Genomic DNA, 20,700 nt, shown 5'->3' on the forward strand with positions numbered 1-20,700 from the left:
CGCTGATGCCGGTAGAGCAGGCCTTGGAGCAGTTGCTGGCATTGGCCGAAGCGGCACCGATCCGTGACACCGAGAACCTGCCACTGGCCGAGGCCGAAGGCCGTGTGCTGGCTACCCACCTGGTGGCCTCGCTCGACCTGCCGCCTTGGCCGAACAGCGCCATGGACGGTTACGCCCTGCGCCTGGCCGACTGGCAGGGCGAACCACTGCCGGTCAGCCAGCGGATTTTCGCCGGCCATCCACCGCAGCCGCTGCAGCCGGGTACCTGCGCACGCATCTTCACCGGGGCACCGCTGCCCGAAGGTGCCGACTGCGTCGAGATGCAGGAAAACACCGAAGTGGCGGAGGATGGGCGGGTACGCTTTCTCGAAGCGCTGAAGACCGGGCAGAACATTCGTCCCCAGGGCCAGGAAACCCGCAAGGGCGAACAGGTGATGAGCGCCGGCACCCGGCTGGGGCCGATCGAGCTGGGCCTGGCCGCGACCTTGGGCCACGGCCGGCTGGATGTGGTGCGCAAGGTACGGGTGGCGGTGTTGTCCACCGGTGACGAACTGGTCGAACCTGGCCTGCCGCTGGGGCCGGGGCAGATCTATAACAGTAACCGCCGACTGCTGGTCAGCTGGTTGCAGCGGCTGGGCTGCGAGGTGGTCGATGCGGGCATCCTGCCGGATGACCTGGCACGCACCCGCACCTGCCTGGTCGAACTGGGCGATGTCGACCTGATCCTGTCAACCGGCGGTGTCTCGGTGGGTGAGGCCGACTACCTCGGTGCCGCCCTGCGCGAAGCCGGCGAGCTGGCCTTGTGGAAGCTGGCGATCAAGCCGGGCAAGCCGCTGACCTTCGGCCACTTCCAAGGCGTGCCGGTAATCGGCCTGCCGGGTAACCCGGCCTCGACCCTGGTCACCTTCGGCCTGCTCACCCGGCCGTACTTGTTGCGGCGTCAGGGCGTGACCGATGTTACGCCGTTGCGCTTCGACATGCCGGCCGGCTTTGACTGGCCCAAGGCCGGCACGCGCCGCGAGTACCTGCGTGCCCGCATCGAGCAAGGCCAAGTGCGCATCTACAAGAACCAGAGTTCGGGCGTACTGCGCAGTGCGGCCTGGGCCGAGGGGCTGGTAGAAGTGCGTGAAGGCAGTACACCGAAGCAGGGTGACAGCGTGCCCTTCATTCCCTTCAGCGAACTACTTGGCTGAACGGCCCAGCCAGGCACTGGCCAGCGGCGCGGCCTCGACCGGTGCCGCCAGGGCCAGGCGCATGTGCACGTTCTCCAGTTGCTGGGCGGCCACGCTCCAGTCGTGGCGCTGGCGGGCAAACTGGCGCCCGGCGTCGCTCAACTGGCTCATGCGCCAGGGCTGGTTGAGCAACTGGGTGATCAGCAGCGCCAACTGGTCGCCATCCTCACTGCCCAGGTAGTGCTCACCGTTGTTCGCGGCCAGGCCTGAAACGCCCTTGCCGGTGGTGATTACCGGCAAGCCGGCGGCCATCGCTTCGAGGATTTTCACCTTGGAGCCACCGGCATAGCGCAGTGGTGCGAAGAACAGTGCCGAGCGCCGCTGCAGTTCACGCAGGTCGGGGCGGTAGCCGAACCATTCGATGCGCGGGTCGTTCCAGTGCAGTTTCCAGCTGGCCGGCATGGCATGCCCGGCTATCGCCAGGCGCACCGCCGGGTTGCTCATCCAGACCTGCGGCATGATGTCTTCCAGCGCCCATTCGATGGCCTCCAGGTTGGCACCATACTCGAAGTTGCCAACGAACAGCAGGCGCTGGCTGTGCAGCGCGGGTTGCACATGCTGGTAGAAATCACAGTCCACGCCATTGACCACCACGTTCACCGGGCGCCCGCTGATCTGTGCGATCAATTCGGCATCGTGGGCGCTGACTGCCACCAGTTCGGTGGGTTGGTGCAATACCCGCTGTTCCCAGCGTCGATAACGCCAGCGGTCGAAGGCGTTGAGCGGGCGTAACCATAGCGGCAGGCGATCGTGGTTGGCGCCCCCCATCACTGATTCCAGGGTGTGCTCGCTAAGCATGTACGGCAGCCCGCGTGCCTGCAGGGCTTTTTCGAAGGGCTGGAAACTGTAGCTGTGCTCGATCTGGATCACGTCCCAGGGCTCGTCCAGCAATTGCTCGAAGCGGTGCCGCAGGCAAGGGGCCAGACCATTGATAATTGCGCGCATGGGGTAAGCGATAATCGGCGAGGCCAGCAGGTTGAGCGGGCTGTGCAGGGGCCGTCGGGGCAGCACGATCAGGCGCTCGAGCAGCGGTTCCAGGGCCTCGCGGGCGGCATCGTCGAGGGGGATCTTCGATTGCACCAGCAGGGTAATCCGGTGGCCCCGCTGTGCCAGTGCGCGTATCAGGTGGTATTGCCGGGTCTTGCTGCCGCTGGTGGTTGGCCAGGGCAGGTACGGCAGTGTCCAGAGAATGCGCATGACCCGAAATCCTCGCTAAAGGCTGCGGATAGCAAGACGCGCCCGTGGGCAGCAGTGGTAGAACCACTGCCGGGGGCGCGTCCGTGGCAATAAGGTGTATCTGCTGAGCATAGCCGTGCATTGCCAGGCGTGTGGGAAAAGACTGGCCAACGCTTGTCGGTTGACGTCCGGCCCACACGGTCAATTTTGTGGGAGCGGCCTTGTGTCGCGATAGGGGCGCGAAGCGGCCCCACATTTTCAGCTTCGCTGCGGAGATTGCCGGGGCCGCTCTGCGGCCCTATCGCGACACAAGGCCGCTCCCACAAAAATTGATCGCGCTGGCCTGCTATTTTTTTGGGGCGCATGCAACGATCTGCGATTGCGGAGGGTCGAGATCTGGGTTGATCACTTCACGGAGGCGCACAACATGCGAGCGGGCAAGGCAATGCTGATCCTGCATGGCAAGCAGGCGATGAACGAAGACTTGCGCAGCGCCGTGCATGACCTGCGCGACAGCGGCTGGGTCCTGGATGTGCGGGTCACCTGGGAGGCCGGTGACGCCCAGCGCCTGGTCACCGAGGCGCTGGCCGCCGGCTACGACCACATCGTCGCCGGAGGCGGGGATGGCACGCTGCGTGATGTCGCCGAGGCCATGGGGCTGGCAGGTACCAAGGCCAGCCTGGCGTTGTTGCCGCTGGGCACGGCCAACGATTTTGCCAAGGCCGCCGGCATACCCCTGGAGCCTGCCACGGCCCTGGCCTTGCTGAACATACCCGCACGGCCGATAGACCTGGGCCAGGCCGGCGACCAGCTGTTCCTCAACATGGCCACGGGCGGTTTTGGCAGCCAGGTCACGGCCAATACCTCCGAAGACCTGAAGAAAGTACTGGGCGCGGCCGCCTACCTGTTCACCGGGTTGTCGCGCTTTAGCGAACTGCAGGCCGCCTCGGTAGAGCTGCAAGGGCCAGGCTTCGACTGGCAGGGTGACCTGCTGGCGCTGGGGATCGGCAATGGCCGCCAGGCCGGGGGTGGGCAAGTGCTGTGCCCCGAGGCCCTGGTGAACGACGGCTTGCTCGATATCGCCATCCTGCCGGCACCTCAGGAGATGGTCGGGACGTTGCGTGAGCTGTTGGCCGGTAACGGTCTGTTCGTCAGGGCCAGGTTGCCCTGGGTGGAGATCAAGTGCTCGCAGGGGCTGGACATCAACCTTGATGGCGAGCCAGTGCAGGCCGAAAAGTTACGCTTCCAGGCCAAACCCGCTGCACTGCGGCTACACCTGCCGGAGGGATCTCCGTTGCTCAGTCGTCCAGGCTGATGATTTTCTCGCGCACGGCGAACAGCACCAGGCCGGCCACGTCATGGATTTGCAGGCGTTTCATGACTTGCGAGCGGTGGGTTTCCACTGTCTTGATCGACAGGCCCAGGCCGGTGGCGATTTCCCGGGTGGACTTGCCACGCACGATCAGGCGCAGGATCTCCAGCTGTCGCGCCGTGAGATTATGCCGCTCGCCAGCTGGTAGCTTGCCCTGCCTGGTGTGCTGCAGCGCCTGGTTGATGACCGTATGGGCGACGGCTGGGCTGAGGTAGCGCTCGCCGTTGCGCACCGCGGTCAGGGCCTGTTCCAGCTCGGTGGCGCTGGTGTCCTTGAGCAGGTAGCCGTGGGCGCCACTCTCCAGTGCCCGCATGATCAGGTCCGGGTCGGTGTGCATCGACAGGATCAACACCTTGCAGGTGCTGCCGCTGGCGCGCAGTTGGGTGAGGGCGTCCAGGCCGCTGGTCGAGCGCATGGAGATGTCCAGCAAGACGATGTCCGGCGCCAGCGTGCGCACCTGTTCGAGCAACTGGCTGCCGTCGTCGGCTTCACCGATCACGTCATAGCCGGGGATGTCGCACACCAGTGCGCGCACACCAGCGCGAATCAGCGAGTGGTCGTCTACCAGCAGCAGTCTACAGGTCATGGGTTGCAGTGCTCCTGGCGCGTTGCTGGGTGCGCGGTGGCCATGGGAACATCGCCTCGATGTGCGTGCCCAGGCCGAGCTGGCTGGTGATGTCCAGGCTGCCCTGCAACGCGGTTACCCGCTCCTGCATACCGGCCAAGCCCCGCTGGCCTGCTTCGGCCGGTTGCCTGGCGGGCACGAAGCCGCGGCCATCGTCTTGGATTGACAGCGCCAACCCCTCGGGGGTGCGCTGCAGGCGGATGACCAGATTGCGTGCCTGGGCGTGGCGCAGCATGTTGGTCACGGCTTCCTGGGTAATGCGGAACACCGCCATGGCCACGGCCTCGTCGATGCCCCCCAAGCGCTGGTTGCATGCCAGGCTCCAGTGAACGCCGCTGTTGCCCAGGGTGCGCACCAGGTGTGCGCGCAGGCTGGCTTCCAGGCCCAGGCTGGCCAACTGCCGCGGGTTGAGCAGGGCGGAGACATCGCGCACGTTGCCCAAGGTGTCATCCAGCGTGCTGCGCAGCGCGTCGCAGTGGCCTTGCAGCTCGTCGGGCATGCGCTTCTGCAGCCACTGCAGCTGCAGCTTGGCGGCGGTGAGCAACTGGCCGATGTCGTCGTGCAGTTCCCGGCTCAGGTGCTGGCGCTCGCCTTCCTGGACTTTGAGCATGCGCTCGGCCAGTTCCGCCGGGCGCAGGCTGATCGACTTGGCACCAAGGGCCAGGTGCACGGTAGCGCCCAGTGTGGCGGCCAGTTGCAGCACCAGCAGGCTGGCCGGAATCACCTGATCGGCCAGGTACAGCAACAGGTTGGCGACCAGCGAGGCAATGCACAGCCCGACAGTCGCCCAGCGCAGCAGGGTAGTACGGGAGCAGCACAGCAAATAAGTCTTCAAGCGTGGAAGCATAGGTAGGGAAGCCACTGAAGTATTGCTGATGGAGGCCTTGCACAATCCATGTCAGAGGCTTTGGAGCAGTACTTGCCGTTTTCTTTCAAACACGTGATCTTGCGACCTTGCTGCAGGCCGCAAGCGTTTGTGGGGGCGCATATTACCACTTCGCAGTGCATCGGTCGCGGTCGGCTAACGCCATGGAACGCCGACGGGGCGGGTGCGGGAGGGTGGCAAAGTGCCGCTTTGCTTGATCGCGCAATATGCACTTGCCATCGAACTTGTGCGCTGTTGATTCAACTTGGCACCCCGCAACCTGAAAAACCTCGAGAATGTTCCAGGTTCGGCCAGGATGGGCCTGAATAAACGTGCCCGGCTGCATTTTGCGCCAGTTCAATAGGTGGCAGATGAGCGGCCGGAGTGCGTGCTGCCTGCCGTCTCGGAATGCGGGTGAATGCACACGCTGCCTTGCTCGTCGCAGGGTGTGCAAGGTTGTGCAAACGTTTGCTGCAAGACCTTGGCCAGTTCACCCAGCAGCACCAACTGCTCGCCGATGTCCAGGTTAAGCCGTCCGGTGCAAGGGTCTACCAGTTCCAACTGCCAGGCCAGCAAGGTCAGGCAGGCCCCTACCGCGGGCAGGGCTTCGCGCTGCAGGCAACCGACCTGGCAGGCCGGTGCCAGCAATTGCTGCAGGGCGGTGGTGTAATGGGCGACTTCGCGCAGGCCCAGATGTGCGGCCTGTCGAGCGAGGTTGTCGAGGGCATTTTCCAGGCAGTGGCAAGCATCCGGGTCGTTGTCGATCAGTTCCAGATGCTGCAGGCATTCCTGGGCCTGGGTCAGCAGTACCTGCGCATCCAGCAGGAACCCCTGCAGGGCGTTATCGAACGACAAGGCGCTGTCCATCATGATGCCCCCGCGCGTGGGGCTGGCTCAGGGGACGGGCACGCCAAAACGATAGCTAGCAAAAGCCTGACTCCATTCATGCAATGAGAATGGCGTCACATTAATGGCTAAAGGATATCGCGAACATCAGGTCGCACCCGATTGTAGCTAAGGGTTTCCCTGATAAGGGCCTCAGGAGGGGAACTTTTGCTGTCCCGCTGAATGACCCGCGCTTCCCGCAGTAAAGCATGATGGTAAAGTGATATCAATTGCCTTCACGGCATTTTCCCGCAAGGGTCAAGGTGTGCGTGAAGCCGCCGATACAGGGTGGATGATTTCACTTTTTTTTTCGACTCAAGCCTGGGGGCTTTCCAATGGCTGGCATTCTCGACACGGTAGACCAACGCACGCAACTGGTGGGTGAGAACCGCCTGGAAATCCTGATGTTTCGCCTGGCTGGCCGCCAGTTGTTCGCGATCAACGTGTTCAAGGTGCAGGAAGTGCTGCAGCTGCCCAAGTTGACCCTGATGCCCCAGCGCCACGCTTTCGTCTGCGGTGTGGTCAACCTGCGAGGCCAGACCCTGCCGGTGATCGACCTGTCCCAGGCGATCGGCATGCGCCCGCTGCAGCCGGGGCCGGACAGCACCATCATCGTCACCGAATACAACCGCTCGGTGCAGGCTTTCCTGGTGGGCGGTGTCGACCGTATCGTCAACATGAACTGGGAGGCGATCATGCCGCCGCCGTCCAGCGCCGGGCGCCAGCATTACCTGACGGCCATCACCAAGGTCGATGACAAGCTGGTGGAAGTGATCGACGTGGAGAAGGTGCTGGCCGAGATCGTGCCCTACAACGCCCGGGTTTCCGGCGACAAACTCGCCGATCCGGTGCTGGCCCGGGCCCGCGGCCGCGAAGTGCTGCTGGTGGACGATTCCAGCGTGGCCCTGGCGCAATTGCGCGACACCCTGTCCCAGCTGGGTGTGAAGCTGCACGTGGCCAGTGATGGTCTGAAGGCGCTGCGCATGCTCAAGGGCTGGGCCGACGCTGGTGAGGATGTGTGCGAGAAGCTGCTGATGGTGTTCACCGACGCCGAGATGCCGGAAATGGACGGCTACCGGTTGACCACCGAGATCCGTGGCGATGCCCGTTTGCGCCAGCTGTACGTGGTTTTGCACACCTCGCTGTCGGGCAGTTTCAACGAATCCATGGTGAAGAAGGTAGGCTGCGACAACTTCCTGTCCAAGTTCCAGCCCGATCGCCTGGTCGACGTGGTCAAGCAACGCCTGTTGCTGGATGCCGCTACTGCGTGATCCCGGCCCCTGCGGAGTATAAGCTTGGCGTTTTGGCATGACGCGAGGCGGCAGGGATGTTTCTCAGTGAGCTGTATCGGTACCCGGTGAAGTCCGGGCAGGCGCAACGCCTGCAGGCTTCAGCGGTTGGGTTGCTGGGGTTGCAGGGTGACCGGCGCTGGATGGTGGTGGAGGAAGAAAATGGACACTTCCTTACCCAGCGCGCCTGGCCTCATCTAGGCCAGATCAAGGCAAGCGACGATGACAGCGGCCAGTTGCTGCTGGAAGCACCTGGGCAAACTCCCTTGTGGGTACCTGTGCCACCTGCCGATGACGCCCTGCGCGGCGTGACCATCTGGCGCGATACCTTGCGTGTGCCGGATGCGGGCGACGCGGCGGCGGCCTGGCTCAGCCAGTTGCTGGGCAAGGCCGTGCGCCTGGTGTATTGCCCGGAGCAGCGCGCGCGTTACCTGCCCAATGGCTATGGCTTCAACAGTGACCGGGCGGCGTTCCCCGACGGTTTCCCGTTGTTGCTGATCAACCAGGGATCGCTGAAAGAACTCGATCGCCGTATCGGCCGGCCCATGGAGGTGCTTCGCTTTCGACCCAACCTGGTGGTGCAGGGGGCTGAACCGTTTGCCGAAGATGGCTGGAAGCGGATTCGTATCGGCAGCTTGGAGTTTCGCGTGCTCAAGCCCAGTGTGCGCTGCATCTTTACCACCATCGACCCGGTTACCGGCGAGCGCAGCGAGGACCGCGAGCCGATGGCCACGCTCAGGACCTTCCGTGAGAAGGAGGGGGATGTGCTGTTTGGGCAGAACCTGGCGGTGGATGGCAGCGGGTGGTTGGAGGTAGGGATGCAGGTCGAAATCCTGGAGTAGCTGTGTTGCCTGTGCCGGCCTCTTCGCGAGTAAACCCGCGAAGAGGCCGGCACAGGCTCAGTAGCAATCACATGTCATCGAAATACCGCTCATGCCAATCCACCAGCGGCTGCGGCGAGTTCAGCTTCTGCCCGTAGATCACCGAATACGACAGTACGTTCTGCACATACTGGCGCGTTTCGTCGAACGGGATCGACTCCACCCACACATCGAAGCTCAGGTGCTTGGCGCCTTTGAGCCACTGCCGCACACGCCCAGGCCCGGCGTTGTAGGCTGCCGACGCGAGCACCCGGTTGCCGTTGAACTGGCTGTGCACCTGGCTCAGGTAGGCCGCACCCAGCTGGATGTTCTTGTCCGGGTTGAGCACCTGCGCCGGTGATGCCAGCGGGATACTGAACTTGCGCGCGGTTTCCTTGGCCGTGGCCGGCATCAACTGCATCAGGCCGCTGGCACCGACCGGGGAACGGGCATCCTCCATGAACGCACTTTCCTGGCGGGTAATGGCGAAGACCCAGCTCGAATGCAGGCCGCGGACCTTGGCCTCGCGCACCAGGGTGTCGCGGTGGGCCATCGGGAAGCGGATGTCCAGGTCGTCCCAGTACTGCGCCTGGCTGATGGTGCGAATGGCCGGGAAGTACCAGCGCAGGTCGTAGCCCAGGCGCGCCTGGGCGACCATTTCGTCGCGGCTGAAGTGGCGGCTGACGTGGTACCACTCGCGGCGACCTTCGACGATCTGGCCACGGGCGTGGAACTCCAGGGCACGGCGGATGCCCGGGGTGTTGCGGACCTTGTTGACCAGCTGTGGGCTGAGCACCAGCGGCTTGTTGTTCAGCTGGTAAGGGGTTTGTGCCCGGTCGGCAGCGAGGAAACCGTAGAAGTCACGTTCGCGCGCCACGGTCTTGTACAGCAGCGGGATCTGTGGGTTGTTCGGTTGCGCCAGCTCCAGGCTGCGCGCCTGCCAGTACTTCCAGCGGCTGCTGTTGGCCAGGTCCTGGGGCAGGCGGCGGGTCAGCTCGTAGGCGTCTTCCCAGCGGCCCAGGCGCAGCAGCAGGCGCAGGCGCCATTCGCTGACGGTGTTGTCACGCAGCTCGGGGTCGTAACGGGTCATCAGGTCGAGCGCGCGCGGGTCGTAGCGGCGCGCCAGGGTCAGGCCGATTTCGCGGGCGATGGCCACCTTCTCGTCGCGTGAAAAGTGCATGCGCTGGGCGTAGTCGTCGAGCAGCGCCATGGCCCGCTCCGGGTCCTGTCGGGCCAGGCGGCGCAGGCCGAGGCTGACCACGTCGGACATGGCTTCGTTGGCCGGGGTGAAGCGCGACGGCTGGTTGAGCAGCTCGGGTTTCTGCGCCACATCTACCAGCAGGCGCCCCTGCGGCGCGAGGGTGGTCAGGGTCTTGACCAGGTTGTTGGCCAGGCCGTAATTGCGCGCCTGGGCCGCCAGCTTGGTGCGTTGCCAGCGCTTGGCCTCGGTCAGTTGGCCCTCGGCCGCCCACATGCCGAACAGTGTGTCGCAGGTAGCCGGCTGCGACTTGCCGACGTTCCACAGTTTGTCGGCCGTGGCAAAACCCTCGGCGCGCAGGCCGTGGCTGAGCTGGTACTGGCCGTTGAGGCAGTCCAGTTCGGTGAAGTTGAGCTTGGGGTCGTAGTACTTGACGAAAGTGTTCCATTCGCCGCGTTCGGCCAGCCAGCGCAACCAGCGTAGTTTCATCCAGTTGGCCTGGGGCAGGTCGCCATGCTTGGCAAGGAAACCTTCGATTTCCTGGTTGCTCGCGGTTTTCAGGCGGGCGGTGAGTTCGTCGTAGGCCAGGTAGGGCGTCAGCGGGTAGTCGCTGAGGGCCTGGGCATAGCGCAGATAGGGGCCTTTGTCGCCTTTGGCCAGCGCGCGCTTGGCCTCGTCATAGTACTGGCGTTGCAGGGTAAGATCGGCGGCCTGCGCCGCGCAGGTGGCGGCGGTGAGCAGCAGGCAGGATGCAATATGTAACAGGCGGCTGCGCATGATACGTCCGGGCAGTTGAACCATGGGGAAGTGACGGCGGAGCCAGCACTGTTGGAAGCTATTGCCTTAGCTTAGCTGTTTGCCAGCGGCGGGTGAAAGCACTGTGCTTGTATCGGGATATTAAGTTCGACCAGATGTCGCAAAGCCCTTGCCGGATGGCCAGGCGGATGCCGTCGGGGGCCAAGTCAGGTAGAATGCGCGCCCGATTTATGGAGACCAACATGACCCTGCTCAAATTCAGCGATGTGTCCCTCGCATTCGGCGCCATGCCGCTGCTGGACAAAGTGTCCTGGCAGATCGCTCGTGGCGAGCGGGTGTGCATCATCGGCCGCAACGGCACCGGCAAGTCGAGCATGCTGCGCCTGGTCAAGGGCGAGCAGAAGGGCGACGACGGCGAAATCTGGCGTGCCCCGGGCCTGAAGATCGGCGAGCTGCCGCAGGAGCTGCCGGTGGCCGACGAGCGCACGGTGTTCGACGTGGTGGCCGCAGGCCTGGATGGTGTGGGCGATCTGCTGGCGCAGTTCCATCACCTGAGCCTGAACATCCAGGGTGATGAAGACCTGGAAAAACTCATGCACGTCCAGCACGAGCTGGAAGCCCGTGACGGCTGGCGCCTGCAGCAGGTGGTGGAAAGCACTCTCAGCCGCCTGCAGCTGCCGGCCGACAAGACCCTGGCCGAACTGTCCGGTGGCTGGCGCCGCCGCGTGCTGCTGGCCCAGGCGCTGGTGTCGGAGCCCGACCTGCTGCTGCTCGACGAGCCGACCAACCACCTGGACATCGGTGCCATCGCCTGGCTCGAAGAGGCCCTGCGCGGCTTCAATGGCGCGGTACTGTTCATCACCCACGACCGTTCGTTCCTGCAGAACCTGGCCACCCGCATCCTCGAACTGGACCGCGGCGGCCTGATCGACTGGAACGGCGACTATGCCAGCTTCCTGGTGCACAAGGAGGCCGCACTGGCCGCCGAGGAAACCGCCAACGCGTTGTTCGACAAGCGTCTGGCCCAGGAAGAGGTATGGATTCGCCAGGGCATCAAGGCCCGCCGTACCCGCAACGAAGGCCGCGTACGCGCACTGAAGGCCCTGCGCGTGGAGCGCAGCGAACGCCGCGAGCGCCAGGGCAAGGCCAATATCCAGATCGAGGCGGCGGAAAAGTCTGGCAAGCAGGTAATGGTGCTGGAGAACGTCAGCTTCCATCACCCGGAAGGGCCTGTGCTGGTCAAGGACTTCTCCATGGTTCTGCAGCGTGAGGACCGCATCGGCCTGCTGGGCGCGAATGGTACCGGCAAGACCACGTTGCTAAAGCTGATGCTCGGTGACCTGGAGCCGACCGCAGGCAAGGTCGAGCGCGGCACCAAGCTGGAAGTGGCCTATTTCGACCAGATGCGCCACCAGCTCGACCTGGAAAAGACCGTTATCGACAACCTGGCCGAAGGCCGGGACTTCATCGAGATCGACGGCCAGAACCGCCATGTGCTGAGCTACCTGGGCGATTTCCTGTTCAGCCCTCAGCGCGCCCGTACGCCGGTCAAGGCGCTCTCGGGTGGCGAGCGTGCACGGCTGTTGCTGGCCAAGCTGTTCAGCAAGCCGGCCAACCTGCTGGTGCTTGACGAGCCGACCAACGACCTGGACGTGGAAACCCTCGAGCTGCTCGAGGAGGTGCTGTCCAACTACAAGGGCACCGTGCTGATGGTCAGCCACGACCGGGCCTTCCTCGACAACGTCGTCACCAGCACCCTGGTGTTCGAAGGCGAGGGCAAGGTGCGTGAATACGTCGGTGGTTACGAGGACTGGATTCGCCAAGGGGGCTCACCGAAGCTGCTGGGCGTGACCGAGAGCAAGGGCGGCAAGTCCGAGCTCAACAGCGCGGTGGTGGAGAAGGTAGAGGCCAAGCAGGCGCCTGCGCCGGTTGCAGTGGTGGCCGATGGTTCGAAGAAGAAGCTCAGCTACAAGCTGCAACGTGAGCTGGAAATGCTGCCGGGGCAGATCGACGAGCTGGAGCAGCGCATGGCCGAGGCCCAGGAAGAAGTGAATGCGGCGGGCTTCTATCAGCGGCCGATTGCGGAAACCTCGGCAGTGCTGGCCAAGATCGAGAAGCTGCAGAGTGAGCTGGATGTGCTGGTGGAGCGCTGGGCCGAGCTGGAAGGCTGATCGGCGTTAGCCTGACCCGGCCTCTTCGCGGGTTAACCCGCTCCCACAAGGACCGCACCGCTGTTGAGCGCGGTGCAGTACCTGTGGGAGCGGGTTCACCCGCGAAAGGGCCGGCACAGGTTGAATCATTCCTTCTTCTGCAATCGCACCGCCAGTACATCGCACGGCGCGCCATGCAGCACGTCATTGGCCGTGGAGCCCAGCAGCAATGCCAGGCCATGCCGGCCATGGCTGCCAACCACGATCAGGTCGCACTTCTGGTCCTTGGCCAACTGGTGGATTTCCTGGCGCGGCTGACCATAGGTCAGGTGCGAGTCGCCGCGGTGGATGTCCGGGTATTTGTTGAACAGGCGGTCCATGCGTTCCTTGGCCTGGTCGAACTGCTGCTGTTGCAGCTGCGACAGGTCCATCGGCACGTCGCCGCCGAACGCCATGGCCATCGGCTCGACGATGTGTACCAGCGAAACCTTGGCATTCGACGGCGCGGCCAGCGCCATGGCGCGCTTGATCACCGGGTCGCATTCTTCGGTCAGGTCGACGGCGACCAGAAGATGTTCGTAGGACATGAGCGGAACTCCTGACAATCGCGATAGAAGAAGTATGGTCGCTTTCGGGCGGGTCTTCCGTGAAAAATGGCTAACCAGCTCATTTGCAACGTTTTATGGGAACTACTGATATGACGGTATTGCTGGTGGTGTCAATCCTCGCGCTGATTCTCAGCCCGCTTTCCTGGCTGCGCACATCGCGCAAGCAGAGCGAGCAGATGAAGCTGCGCCTGGAGGCTCGGCGCATGGGTTTGGCCATGCAGCTGGCGCCGCAGCAGTGGCCGCACTGGCTGGAAAAGGAGCCGCCAAGCCCATGCCCGCAATACCACCGGGCGCGTCGCCGCGGGCATGAGGACAGCTTCTGCTTCTGGCAGATCACCCCGGGGGTTTGGTGGAACCAGTGGCGTGAACCCTGCGAGGACCCACGCTTCATGGAGGCCTTGGCACGCTTGCCGGCGAGTGTCTACAAGGTCGAGGCCGATGCCCGGATGATCGCGCTGTACTGGACCGAGCGGGGTGATACCGCTGTGTTGCAGGATATTGCCCACGTCCTCGAGACCCTGGCCTGAACTCCAGCTTCTGCTTCACTGGTGACGCCTGTGGAGCAGCCTTGTGCTGCGAAGAGGCCCGTATGCCTGATACAGATGGCTGGATGTGTCGACCCTTTCGCAGCGCAAGGCTGCTCCTACAGGCACAGCGCATCTCCTGATGGCGTTAAACGACAAAGCGGCGGCTTGGCCGACCCCTGAAGGGGTGGGGTGCCAAGTCGCCGCTTTGCGTTCTGCTGCGCAGAAAAGGCCAGGCAGGCCGGGTATGCATTCAAGCAAGTGCCAGTGTAGCCGTTCAAGGCCGCCGCGCAAGGCAAAAGCTGCAGCATTCTTCTGCGGTTCATGGTCAATCGCTGACATGAATGGTCAGCAATCACTGTCATCATGTTTTGTACCGGGACGCTACAAAATGACCGGAAAGTCGTGTTTTCACCTTGCTCGCGAGCATTTGACAACACCGATCTTTTCGGAGAATGTGTGCACACCCAAATCAAACGGGCGTATGAATTGAGCGTTTGTATGTCATGACGCCAAGCCATACTTCCGACTAGCGCGCTGACGGGTGTGCCTGGGGCAGGGCAGCTAGGCCTGCTTTTGCCGCAGCGATCGGCGTGTACAGTTCAGCTTCCATATCGTGGAGATCAGTTGATGATTTACGAAGGTAAAGCCATCACGGTTAAGGCTCTTGAAAGTGGCATCGTCGAGCTCAAGTTCGACCTCAAGGGTGAGTCCGTCAACAAGTTCAACCGCCTGACCCTGAACGAACTGCGCCAGGCCGTCGATGCCATCCAGGCCGACGCCTCGGTCAAGGGCGTGATCGTCAGCAGTGGCAAGGACGTGTTCATCGTCGGCGCCGACATCACCGAGTTCGTCGACAACTTCAAGCTGCCCGAGGCCGAACTGGTCGCCGGCAACCTGGAAGCCAACCGCATTTTCAACGCCTTCGAAGACCTCGAAGTGCCGACCGTCGCCGCCATCAACGGCATCGCCTTGGGCGGCGGCCTGGAAATGTGCCTGGCCGCCGACTACCGGGTCATGTCCACCAGCGCCAAGATCGGCCTGCCGGAAGTCAAGCTGGGTATCTACCCGGGCTTTGGCGGCACCGTGCGCCTGCCGCGCCTGATCGGTTCGGACAACGCCATCGAATGGATCGCCGCCGGCAAGGAAAACCGTGCCGAGGACGCCCTGAAAGTGGGGGCTGTCGACGCCGTGGTCGCGCCTGAGCTGCTGATGGCCGGTGCCCTTGACCTGGTCAAGCGCGCCATCAGTGGCGAGCTGGACTACAAGGCCAAGCGCCAGCCCAAGCTGGAAAAGCTCAAGCTCAACGCCATCGAACAGATGATGGCCTTCGAGACTGCCAAGGGCTTCGTCGCCGGCCAGGCCGGCCCGAACTACCCAGCCCCGGTCGAAGCCATCAAGACTATCCAGAAGGCTGCCAACTTCGGCCGTGACAAGGCCCTGGAAGTCGAAGCCGCAGGCTTCGCCAAGCTGGCCAAGACCTCGGTTGCCGAGAGCCTCATCGGCCTGTTCCTCAACGACCAGGAACTCAAGCGCAAGGCCAAGGCGCATGACGAAATCGCCCACGACGTGAAGCAGGCCGCCGTGCTCGGCGCCGGCATCATGGGTGGCGGCATCGCCTACCAGTCGGCGGTCAAGGGCACCCCGATCCTGATGAAGGATATCCGCGAGGAAGCCATCCAGCTGGGCCTGAACGAGGCCTCCAAGCTGCTCGGCAACCGCGTCGAGAAGGGCCGCCTGACCCCGGCCAAGATGGCCGAGGCACTCAACGCCATTCGCCCGACCCTGTCCTATGGCGATTTCGCCAATGTCGACATCGTCGTCGAGGCCGTGGTCGAGAACCCGAAAGTCAAGCAGGCCGTGCTGGCTGAAGTGGAAGCCCAGGTGAAGGACGATGCGATCCTCGCTTCCAACACCTCGACCATTTCCATCAACCTGCTGGCCAAGGCGCTCAAGCGCCCGGAAAACTTCGTTGGCATGCACTTCTTCAACCCGGTGCACATGATGCCGCTGGTGGAAGTCATCCGTGGCGAGAAGTCCAGTGAAGTGGCGGTTGCCACCACCGTGGCCTACGCCAAGAAAATGGGCAAGAACCCGATCGTGGTCAACGACTGCCCGGGCTTCCTGGTCAACCGCGTGCTGTTCCCGTACTTCGGCGGCTTCGCCAAGCTGGTAAGCGCCGGTGTCGACTTCGTGCGTATCGACAAGGTCATGGAGAAGTTCGGCTGGCCGATGGGCCCGGCGTACCTGATGGACGTGGTCGGCATCGACACCGGCCACCACGGCCGCGACGTGATGGCCGAAGGGTTCCCGGACCGCATGAAGGACGAGCGCCGCTCGGCCGTTGACGCATTGTACGAGGCCAACCGCCTGGGGCAGAAGAACGGCAAGGGCTTCTACGCCTACGAAACCGACAAGCGCGGCAAGCCGAAGAAGGTCGCCGACGCCACCGTGCTCGACGTGCTCAAGCCGATCGTCTACGAGCAGCGTGAAGTCACCGACGAAGACATCATCAACTGGATGATGGTCCCGCTGTGCCTGGAGACCGTGCGCTGCCTGGAAGACGGCATCGTCGAAACCGCTGCCGAAGCCGACATGGGTCTGGTCTACGGCATTGGTTTCCCTCCCTTCCGCGGTGGTGCGCTGCGCTACATCGACTCGATCGGTGTGGCCGAATTCGTTGCCCTGGCCGATCAATACGCCGACCTGGGGCCGCTGTACCACCCGACCGCCAAGCTGCGTGAAATGGCCAAGAACGGCCAGCGCTTCTTCAACTGAGCGGTCAACGAGCTAGAGCGAGAGATTTGATATGAGCCTGAATCCAAGAGACGTGGTGATTGTCGACTTCGGTCGCACGCCGATGGGCCGCTCCAAGGGTGGCATGCACCGCAATACCCGCGCCGAAGACATGTCGGCGCACCTGATCAGCAAGCTGTTGGAACGCAACGACAAGGTCGACCCGAAAGAAGTCGAGGACGTGATCTGGGGCTGCGTCAACCAAACCCTCGAGCAGGGCTGGAACATCGCCCGCATGGCCTCGCTGATGACCCAGATCCCGCACACTTCCGCGGCGCAGACCGTCAGCCGCCTGTGCGGCTCGTCGATGAGTGCGCTGCACACCGCCGCCCAGGCGATCATGACCGGCAACGGTGATGTGTTCGTGGTCGGTGGCGTGGAGCACATGGGCCACGTCAGCATGATGCATGGCGTCGACCCCAACCCGCACCTGTCCTTGCATGCTGCCAAGGCTTCCGGGATGATGGGCCTGACCGCGGAAATGCTCGGCAAGATGCACGGCATCACCCGTGAGCAGCAGGACCTGTTCGGCCTGCGTTCGCACCAGCTGGCCCACAAGGCCACGGTCGAAGGCAAGTTCAAGGACGAAATCATCCCGATGCAGGGCTACGACGAGAACGGCTTCCTGAAGGTGTTCGATTTCGACGAAACCATTCGCCCGGAAACCACCCTCGAAGGCCTGGCATCGCTGAAGCCGGCGTTCAACCCGAAAGGCGGTACCGTCACTGCCGGTACCTCGTCGCAGATCACCGACGGTGCATCGTGCATGATCGTCATGTCCGGTCAGCGCGCCATGGACCTGGGTATCCAGCCATTGGCGGTCATCCGTTCCATGGCGGTAGCTGGTGTCGACCCGGCAATCATGGGCTACGGCCCGGTGCCGTCGACCCAGAAGGCCCTCAAGCGTGCTGGCCTGACCATGGCCGACATCGACTTCATCGAGCTCAACGAAGCCTTCGCTGCACAGGCCCTGCCAGTGCTGAAAGACTTGAAAGTACTCGACAAGATGGATGAGAAGGTTAACCTGCACGGCGGCGCCATTGCCTTGGGCCACCCGTTCGGTTGCTCCGGGGCGCGGATTTCCGGCACCCTGCTCAATGTCATGAAGCAGAATGGCGGTACCCTGGGGGTGGCGACCATGTGCGTCGGCCTCGGCCAAGGTATCACCACTGTCTTCGAACGCGTCTGATCGCGTAGCGGGACAGCGACCGGGGCCTTGTGCCCCGGTTTTGTTTTTTACAGGTTTTATTCAAGAGGGTGGAGCAACATGCAGATACAACCAGGCGTATACCGGCATTACAAAGGGCCTGAGTACCGTGTCTTCAGTGTTGCGCGGCACTCCGAGAGCGAAGAGTGGATGGTGTTCTACCAATGCCTGTATGGTGATTACAGCTTCTGGGTACGGCCACTTTCGATGTTCCAGGAGTCCGTCGAGGTTGACGGCGAGCAGGTGCCACGCTTTGCTTTGGTCAAGGCCGAAGAGGGGCTGCCCGGGGTGCTGGGCAAGTCGCACCAGTAATAGTCCGAACTTGACCTCACACTTTTGCCACTATATATAGCGGTGCCGCGTCTGGCACCTGACGCGTTTTTCATCTTCAGATTCAGGAATACTCCGATCCATGGGCAAATCGCTGGTCATTGTGGAATCCCCGGCCAAGGCCAAGACCATCAACAAGTACCTGGGCAACCAGTACGTGGTGAAGTCGAGTATCGGCCATATCCGAGACCTCCCCACCAGCGGTTCGGCCAGCGCCAGCAAAGAGCCAGCCGCCAAGCGTGGCAAGGCCGCGGGTGAGGCTCCGGCCCTGTCGCCGAAGGAAAAGGCCCGCCGCCAGCTGGTGGCACGCATGGGCGTCGACCCCGACCACGGCTGGAAGGCCAAGTACGAGATCCTGCCTGGCAAGGAAAAGGTGATCGAAGAGCTGCGCCGCCTGGCGAAGGACGCCGACACCATCTATCTCGCAACCGACTTGGATCGCGAAGGGGAAGCCATTGCCTGGCACCTGCGCGAGGCCATCGGCGGCGACGACACCCGCTACAAGCGCGTGGTGTTCAACGAAATCACCAAGAAGGCCATCCAGGAAGCCTTCTCGCAGCCGGGCGAGCTGGATATCGACCGGGTCAACGCGCAGCAGGCGCGGCGTTTCCTCGACCGCGTGGTCGGCTACATGGTTTCGCCGCTGCTGTGGGCCAAGATCGCCCGTGGCTTGTCCGCCGGCCGTGTACAGTCGGTCGCGGTGAAGCTGGTGGTGGAGCGCGAGCGTGAAATCCGCGCGTTCATCCCGGAAGAGTACTGGGAAATCCATGCCGACCTCGGCACCGCCAAGAACGCCAAGGTGCGCTTCGAAGTGGCCCGCGAGAAGGGCGAGGCCTTCAAACCGCTGAACGAAGCCCAGGCCATGGCCGCGCTGGAGAAGCTCAAGGCTTCCAGCTACAGCGTGGTCAAGCGCGAAGACCGCCCGACCAGCAGCAAGCCTTCGGCACCGTTCATTACCTCCACCTTGCAGCAGGCCGCCAGCAACCGCCTGGGCTTCGGTGTGAAGAAAACCATGATGATGGCCCAGCGCTTGTACGAAGCCGGCTACATCACCTACATGCGTACCGACTCGACCAACCTGTCGGCCGATGCCCTGGACATGGCGCGCAGCTACATCGAGCGCGAGTTCGGCAAGCAGTACCTGCCCGAGGCACCGCTGGTGTACGGCAGCAAGGAAGGCGCCCAGGAGGCGCACGAAGCGATTCGTCCTTCCGACGTGAACACCCACCCGAGCAAGCTCAGTGGCATGGAGCGTGACGCCGAGCGCCTGTATGAGCTGATCTGGCGCCAGTTCCTGGCCTGCCAGATGCCGCCGGCGCAGTACCTGTCCACCAGCGTCACCGTGGCTGCAGGCGACTTCGAGTTGCGTGCCAAGGGCCGTATCCTCAAGTTCGACGGTTACACCCGTGTGCTGCCGCAACAGAGCAAGCCTGGCGAAGACGACGTGTTGCCGGAAATGGTCCAGGGCGAAGCGCTGAAGCTGATCCAGATCGACCCGAGCCAGCACTTCACCAAGCCACCGGCGCGCTTCACCGAAGCCAGCCTGGTCAAGGAAATGGAAAAGCGCGGCATCGGTCGCCCGTCGACCTATGCGGCGATCATTTCGACCATTCAGGACCGTGGCTATGTGACCCTGCACAACCGCCGCTTCTATTCCGAGAAGATGGGCGACATCGTCACCGAGCGCCTGTCCGAAAGCTTCTCCAACCTGATGGACTACGGCTTTACCGCCGACATGGAAGAGAACCTCGACGACGTGGCCCAGGGCGAGCGTGACTGGAAGAACGTGCTCGACGAGTTCTACGGCGACTTCAGCAAGAAGCTGCAGACTGCCGAGTCCAGCGAAGACGGCATGCGTGCCAACCAGCCGACCATGACCAACATTCCGTGCAAGGAATGTGGCCGGCCGATGATGATCCGCACCGCCTCCACCGGCGTGTTCCTCGGTTGCTCGGGCTACAGCCTGCCGCCGAAAGAGCGCTGCAAGGCCACCGTCAACCTGGTGCCGGGCGACGAGATTGCCGCCGACGACGAGGGCGAATCGGAATCCCGCGTGTTGCTGGGCAAGCACCGCTGCCCGATCTGCGCCACGGCGATGGATGCATACCTGCTGGACGAGAAGCACAAGCTGCACATCTGCGGTAACAACCCGGATTGCGCTGGCTACGAGATCGAGGAAGGCAACTACCGCATCAAGGGATACGAAGGGCCGAGCCTGGAGTGCGACAAGTGTGGCAGCGAGATGCAGTTGAAGACTGGCCGCTTCGGCAAGTTCTTCGGTTGCACCAACCCGGCGTGCAAGAACACTCGCAAACTGCTCAAGAGCGGCGAGGCGGCGCCACCGAAGATGGACAAGGTGGACATGCCGGAGCTCAAGTGCGAGAAGGTCGACGATACCTACGTGCTGCGTGATGGCGCTTCGGGGCTGTTCCTGGCAGCCAGCCAGTTCCCCAAGAATCGCGAAACCCGTGCACCGCTGGTGCTGGAAATCGTTCCACACAAACACGAGATTGATCCGAAGTACCACTTCCTGTGCGATGCGCCGCAGAAAGACCCGGAAGGCCGCCCTGCAGTTATCCGCTACAGCCGCAAGACCAAGGAGCAGTATGTGCAGTCCGAGGTTGATGGCAAGCCGACCGGCTGGAAGGCGTTCTACGACGGCAATGCGTGGAAGGTTGAAGACAAGCGCTGATTCTTCATCAGTCTCTGACCTGCGCGCGCCCTTGTAGGAGCGGCCTTGTGTCGCGAAAGGGCTGCAAAGCAGCCCCAGGATTTCAGCGCAGATGCACAAATTGCTGGGGCTGCTTTGCAGCCCTTTCGCGACGCA

Annotated in this window: 16 protein-coding genes; 10 read left to right on the plus strand and 6 right to left on the minus strand. The window is 63.1% G+C overall.

Translation table 11 applies throughout. The features are described 5' to 3' along the window. Nucleotides 1–5: 5 nt before the first annotated feature. Nucleotides 6–1,193 carry a gephyrin-like molybdotransferase Glp gene (gene glp / locus CAG18_RS15035; protein ID WP_085721163.1) on the plus strand — a complete coding sequence of 396 codons (1,188 nt, stop codon included), beginning with the start codon at nucleotides 6–8 and terminating at the stop codon, nucleotides 1,191–1,193. On the opposite strand, the gene CAG18_RS15040 is transcribed toward glp, so the two are convergent. Next, nucleotides 1,182–2,429: a glycosyltransferase family 4 protein gene (locus CAG18_RS15040; protein WP_015269519.1), complete on the minus strand. Its 1,248-nt coding sequence runs from the start codon at nucleotides 2,427–2,429 to the stop codon at nucleotides 1,182–1,184. The two genes, glp and CAG18_RS15040, sit on opposite strands and share 12 nt — an antisense overlap. A 406-nt stretch (nucleotides 2,430–2,835) precedes the next feature. Here CAG18_RS15040 and yegS point away from each other — a divergent pair, with 406 nt between their 5' ends. Further along, nucleotides 2,836–3,723, plus strand: coding sequence for a lipid kinase YegS (gene yegS, locus CAG18_RS15045; RefSeq protein WP_015269520.1), 888 nt, complete (start codon nucleotides 2,836–2,838; stop codon nucleotides 3,721–3,723). On the opposite strand, the gene CAG18_RS15050 is transcribed toward yegS, so the two are convergent. The 3 genes from CAG18_RS15050 to CAG18_RS15060 all read right to left on the minus strand — a co-directional run bounded on the left by CAG18_RS15050 (nucleotide 3,707) and on the right by CAG18_RS15060 (nucleotide 6,137). Beyond that, nucleotides 3,707–4,366 (minus strand): response regulator transcription factor, encoded by a 660-nt coding sequence (locus CAG18_RS15050; RefSeq protein WP_015269521.1) that lies wholly within the window; start codon nucleotides 4,364–4,366, stop codon nucleotides 3,707–3,709. The two genes, yegS and CAG18_RS15050, sit on opposite strands and share 17 nt — an antisense overlap. Further along, nucleotides 4,356–5,252: a sensor histidine kinase gene (locus CAG18_RS15055; protein ID WP_085721126.1), complete on the minus strand. Its 897-nt coding sequence runs from the start codon at nucleotides 5,250–5,252 to the stop codon at nucleotides 4,356–4,358. Before CAG18_RS15055 ends, CAG18_RS15050 begins: the two co-directional genes overlap by 11 nt. Before the next feature lie 375 nt (nucleotides 5,253–5,627). Further along, the gene (locus tag CAG18_RS15060; RefSeq protein WP_054572733.1) at nucleotides 5,628–6,137 is read right to left on the minus strand and encodes a hypothetical protein; all 510 of its coding nucleotides are present in this window, start codon (nucleotides 6,135–6,137) and stop codon (nucleotides 5,628–5,630) included. 353 nt (nucleotides 6,138–6,490) lie between these two features. On the opposite strand from CAG18_RS15060, the gene CAG18_RS15065 reads away from it, so the two are divergent. Then, nucleotides 6,491–7,426 carry a chemotaxis protein CheV gene (locus CAG18_RS15065; protein ID WP_015269524.1) on the plus strand — a complete coding sequence of 312 codons (936 nt, stop codon included), beginning with the start codon at nucleotides 6,491–6,493 and terminating at the stop codon, nucleotides 7,424–7,426. A 56-nt stretch (nucleotides 7,427–7,482) separates the two neighbouring features. Continuing rightward, complete coding sequence (locus CAG18_RS15070; protein WP_015269525.1) at nucleotides 7,483–8,286, plus strand: MOSC domain-containing protein; 804 nt, start codon at nucleotides 7,483–7,485, stop codon at nucleotides 8,284–8,286. 67 nt (nucleotides 8,287–8,353) lie between these two features. Here CAG18_RS15070 and CAG18_RS15075 read toward each other — a convergent pair whose 3' ends face one another. After that, a complete protein-coding gene (locus CAG18_RS15075) occupies nucleotides 8,354–10,279 on the minus strand; it encodes a transglycosylase SLT domain-containing protein (protein WP_015269526.1) in 1,926 nt (641 codons plus the stop codon). 221 nt (nucleotides 10,280–10,500) lie between these two features. Here CAG18_RS15075 and CAG18_RS15080 point away from each other — a divergent pair, with 221 nt between their 5' ends. Continuing rightward, nucleotides 10,501–12,429 (plus strand): ATP-binding cassette domain-containing protein, encoded by a 1,929-nt coding sequence (locus CAG18_RS15080; RefSeq protein ID WP_015269527.1) that lies wholly within the window; start codon nucleotides 10,501–10,503, stop codon nucleotides 12,427–12,429. 125 nt (nucleotides 12,430–12,554) lie between these two features. On the opposite strand, the gene CAG18_RS15085 is transcribed toward CAG18_RS15080, so the two are convergent. Then, nucleotides 12,555–12,995, minus strand: a complete 441-nt coding sequence (locus CAG18_RS15085; RefSeq protein ID WP_013971709.1) for a universal stress protein — start codon at nucleotides 12,993–12,995, stop codon at nucleotides 12,555–12,557. Nucleotides 12,996–13,105: 110 nt separating this feature from the next. Here CAG18_RS15085 and CAG18_RS15090 point away from each other — a divergent pair, with 110 nt between their 5' ends. The 5 genes from CAG18_RS15090 (at nucleotide 13,106) to topA (ending at nucleotide 20,565) form a co-directional block, all read left to right on the plus strand. Then, a complete protein-coding gene (locus tag CAG18_RS15090) occupies nucleotides 13,106–13,543 on the plus strand; it encodes a hypothetical protein (protein ID WP_061551571.1) in 438 nt (145 codons plus the stop codon). A 627-nt stretch (nucleotides 13,544–14,170) separates the two neighbouring features. Continuing rightward, entirely contained in the window at nucleotides 14,171–16,318 is a 2,148-nt protein-coding gene (gene fadB, locus CAG18_RS15095) for a fatty acid oxidation complex subunit alpha FadB (RefSeq protein ID WP_015269529.1), read from the plus strand. Between the two features lie 31 nt (nucleotides 16,319–16,349). Further along, nucleotides 16,350–17,525 carry an acetyl-CoA C-acyltransferase FadA gene (gene fadA / locus CAG18_RS15100; RefSeq protein WP_013971712.1) on the plus strand — a complete coding sequence of 392 codons (1,176 nt, stop codon included), beginning with the start codon at nucleotides 16,350–16,352 and terminating at the stop codon, nucleotides 17,523–17,525. A gap of 78 nt (nucleotides 17,526–17,603) precedes the next feature. Further along, on the plus strand, nucleotides 17,604–17,855 hold the full coding sequence (locus CAG18_RS15105) for a DUF1653 domain-containing protein (protein WP_085721127.1): 252 nt from the start codon (nucleotides 17,604–17,606) through the stop codon (nucleotides 17,853–17,855). 100 nt (nucleotides 17,856–17,955) lie between these two features. Then, nucleotides 17,956–20,565 carry a type I DNA topoisomerase gene (gene topA, locus CAG18_RS15110; protein WP_015269531.1) on the plus strand — a complete coding sequence of 870 codons (2,610 nt, stop codon included), beginning with the start codon at nucleotides 17,956–17,958 and terminating at the stop codon, nucleotides 20,563–20,565. The last annotated feature ends 135 nt before the right edge of the window (nucleotides 20,566–20,700 follow it).

It is taken from the genome of Pseudomonas sp. B22(2017), from assembly GCF_002113105.1.
GTDB classification, from domain to species: domain Bacteria; phylum Pseudomonadota; class Gammaproteobacteria; order Pseudomonadales; family Pseudomonadaceae; genus Aquipseudomonas; species Aquipseudomonas asiatica.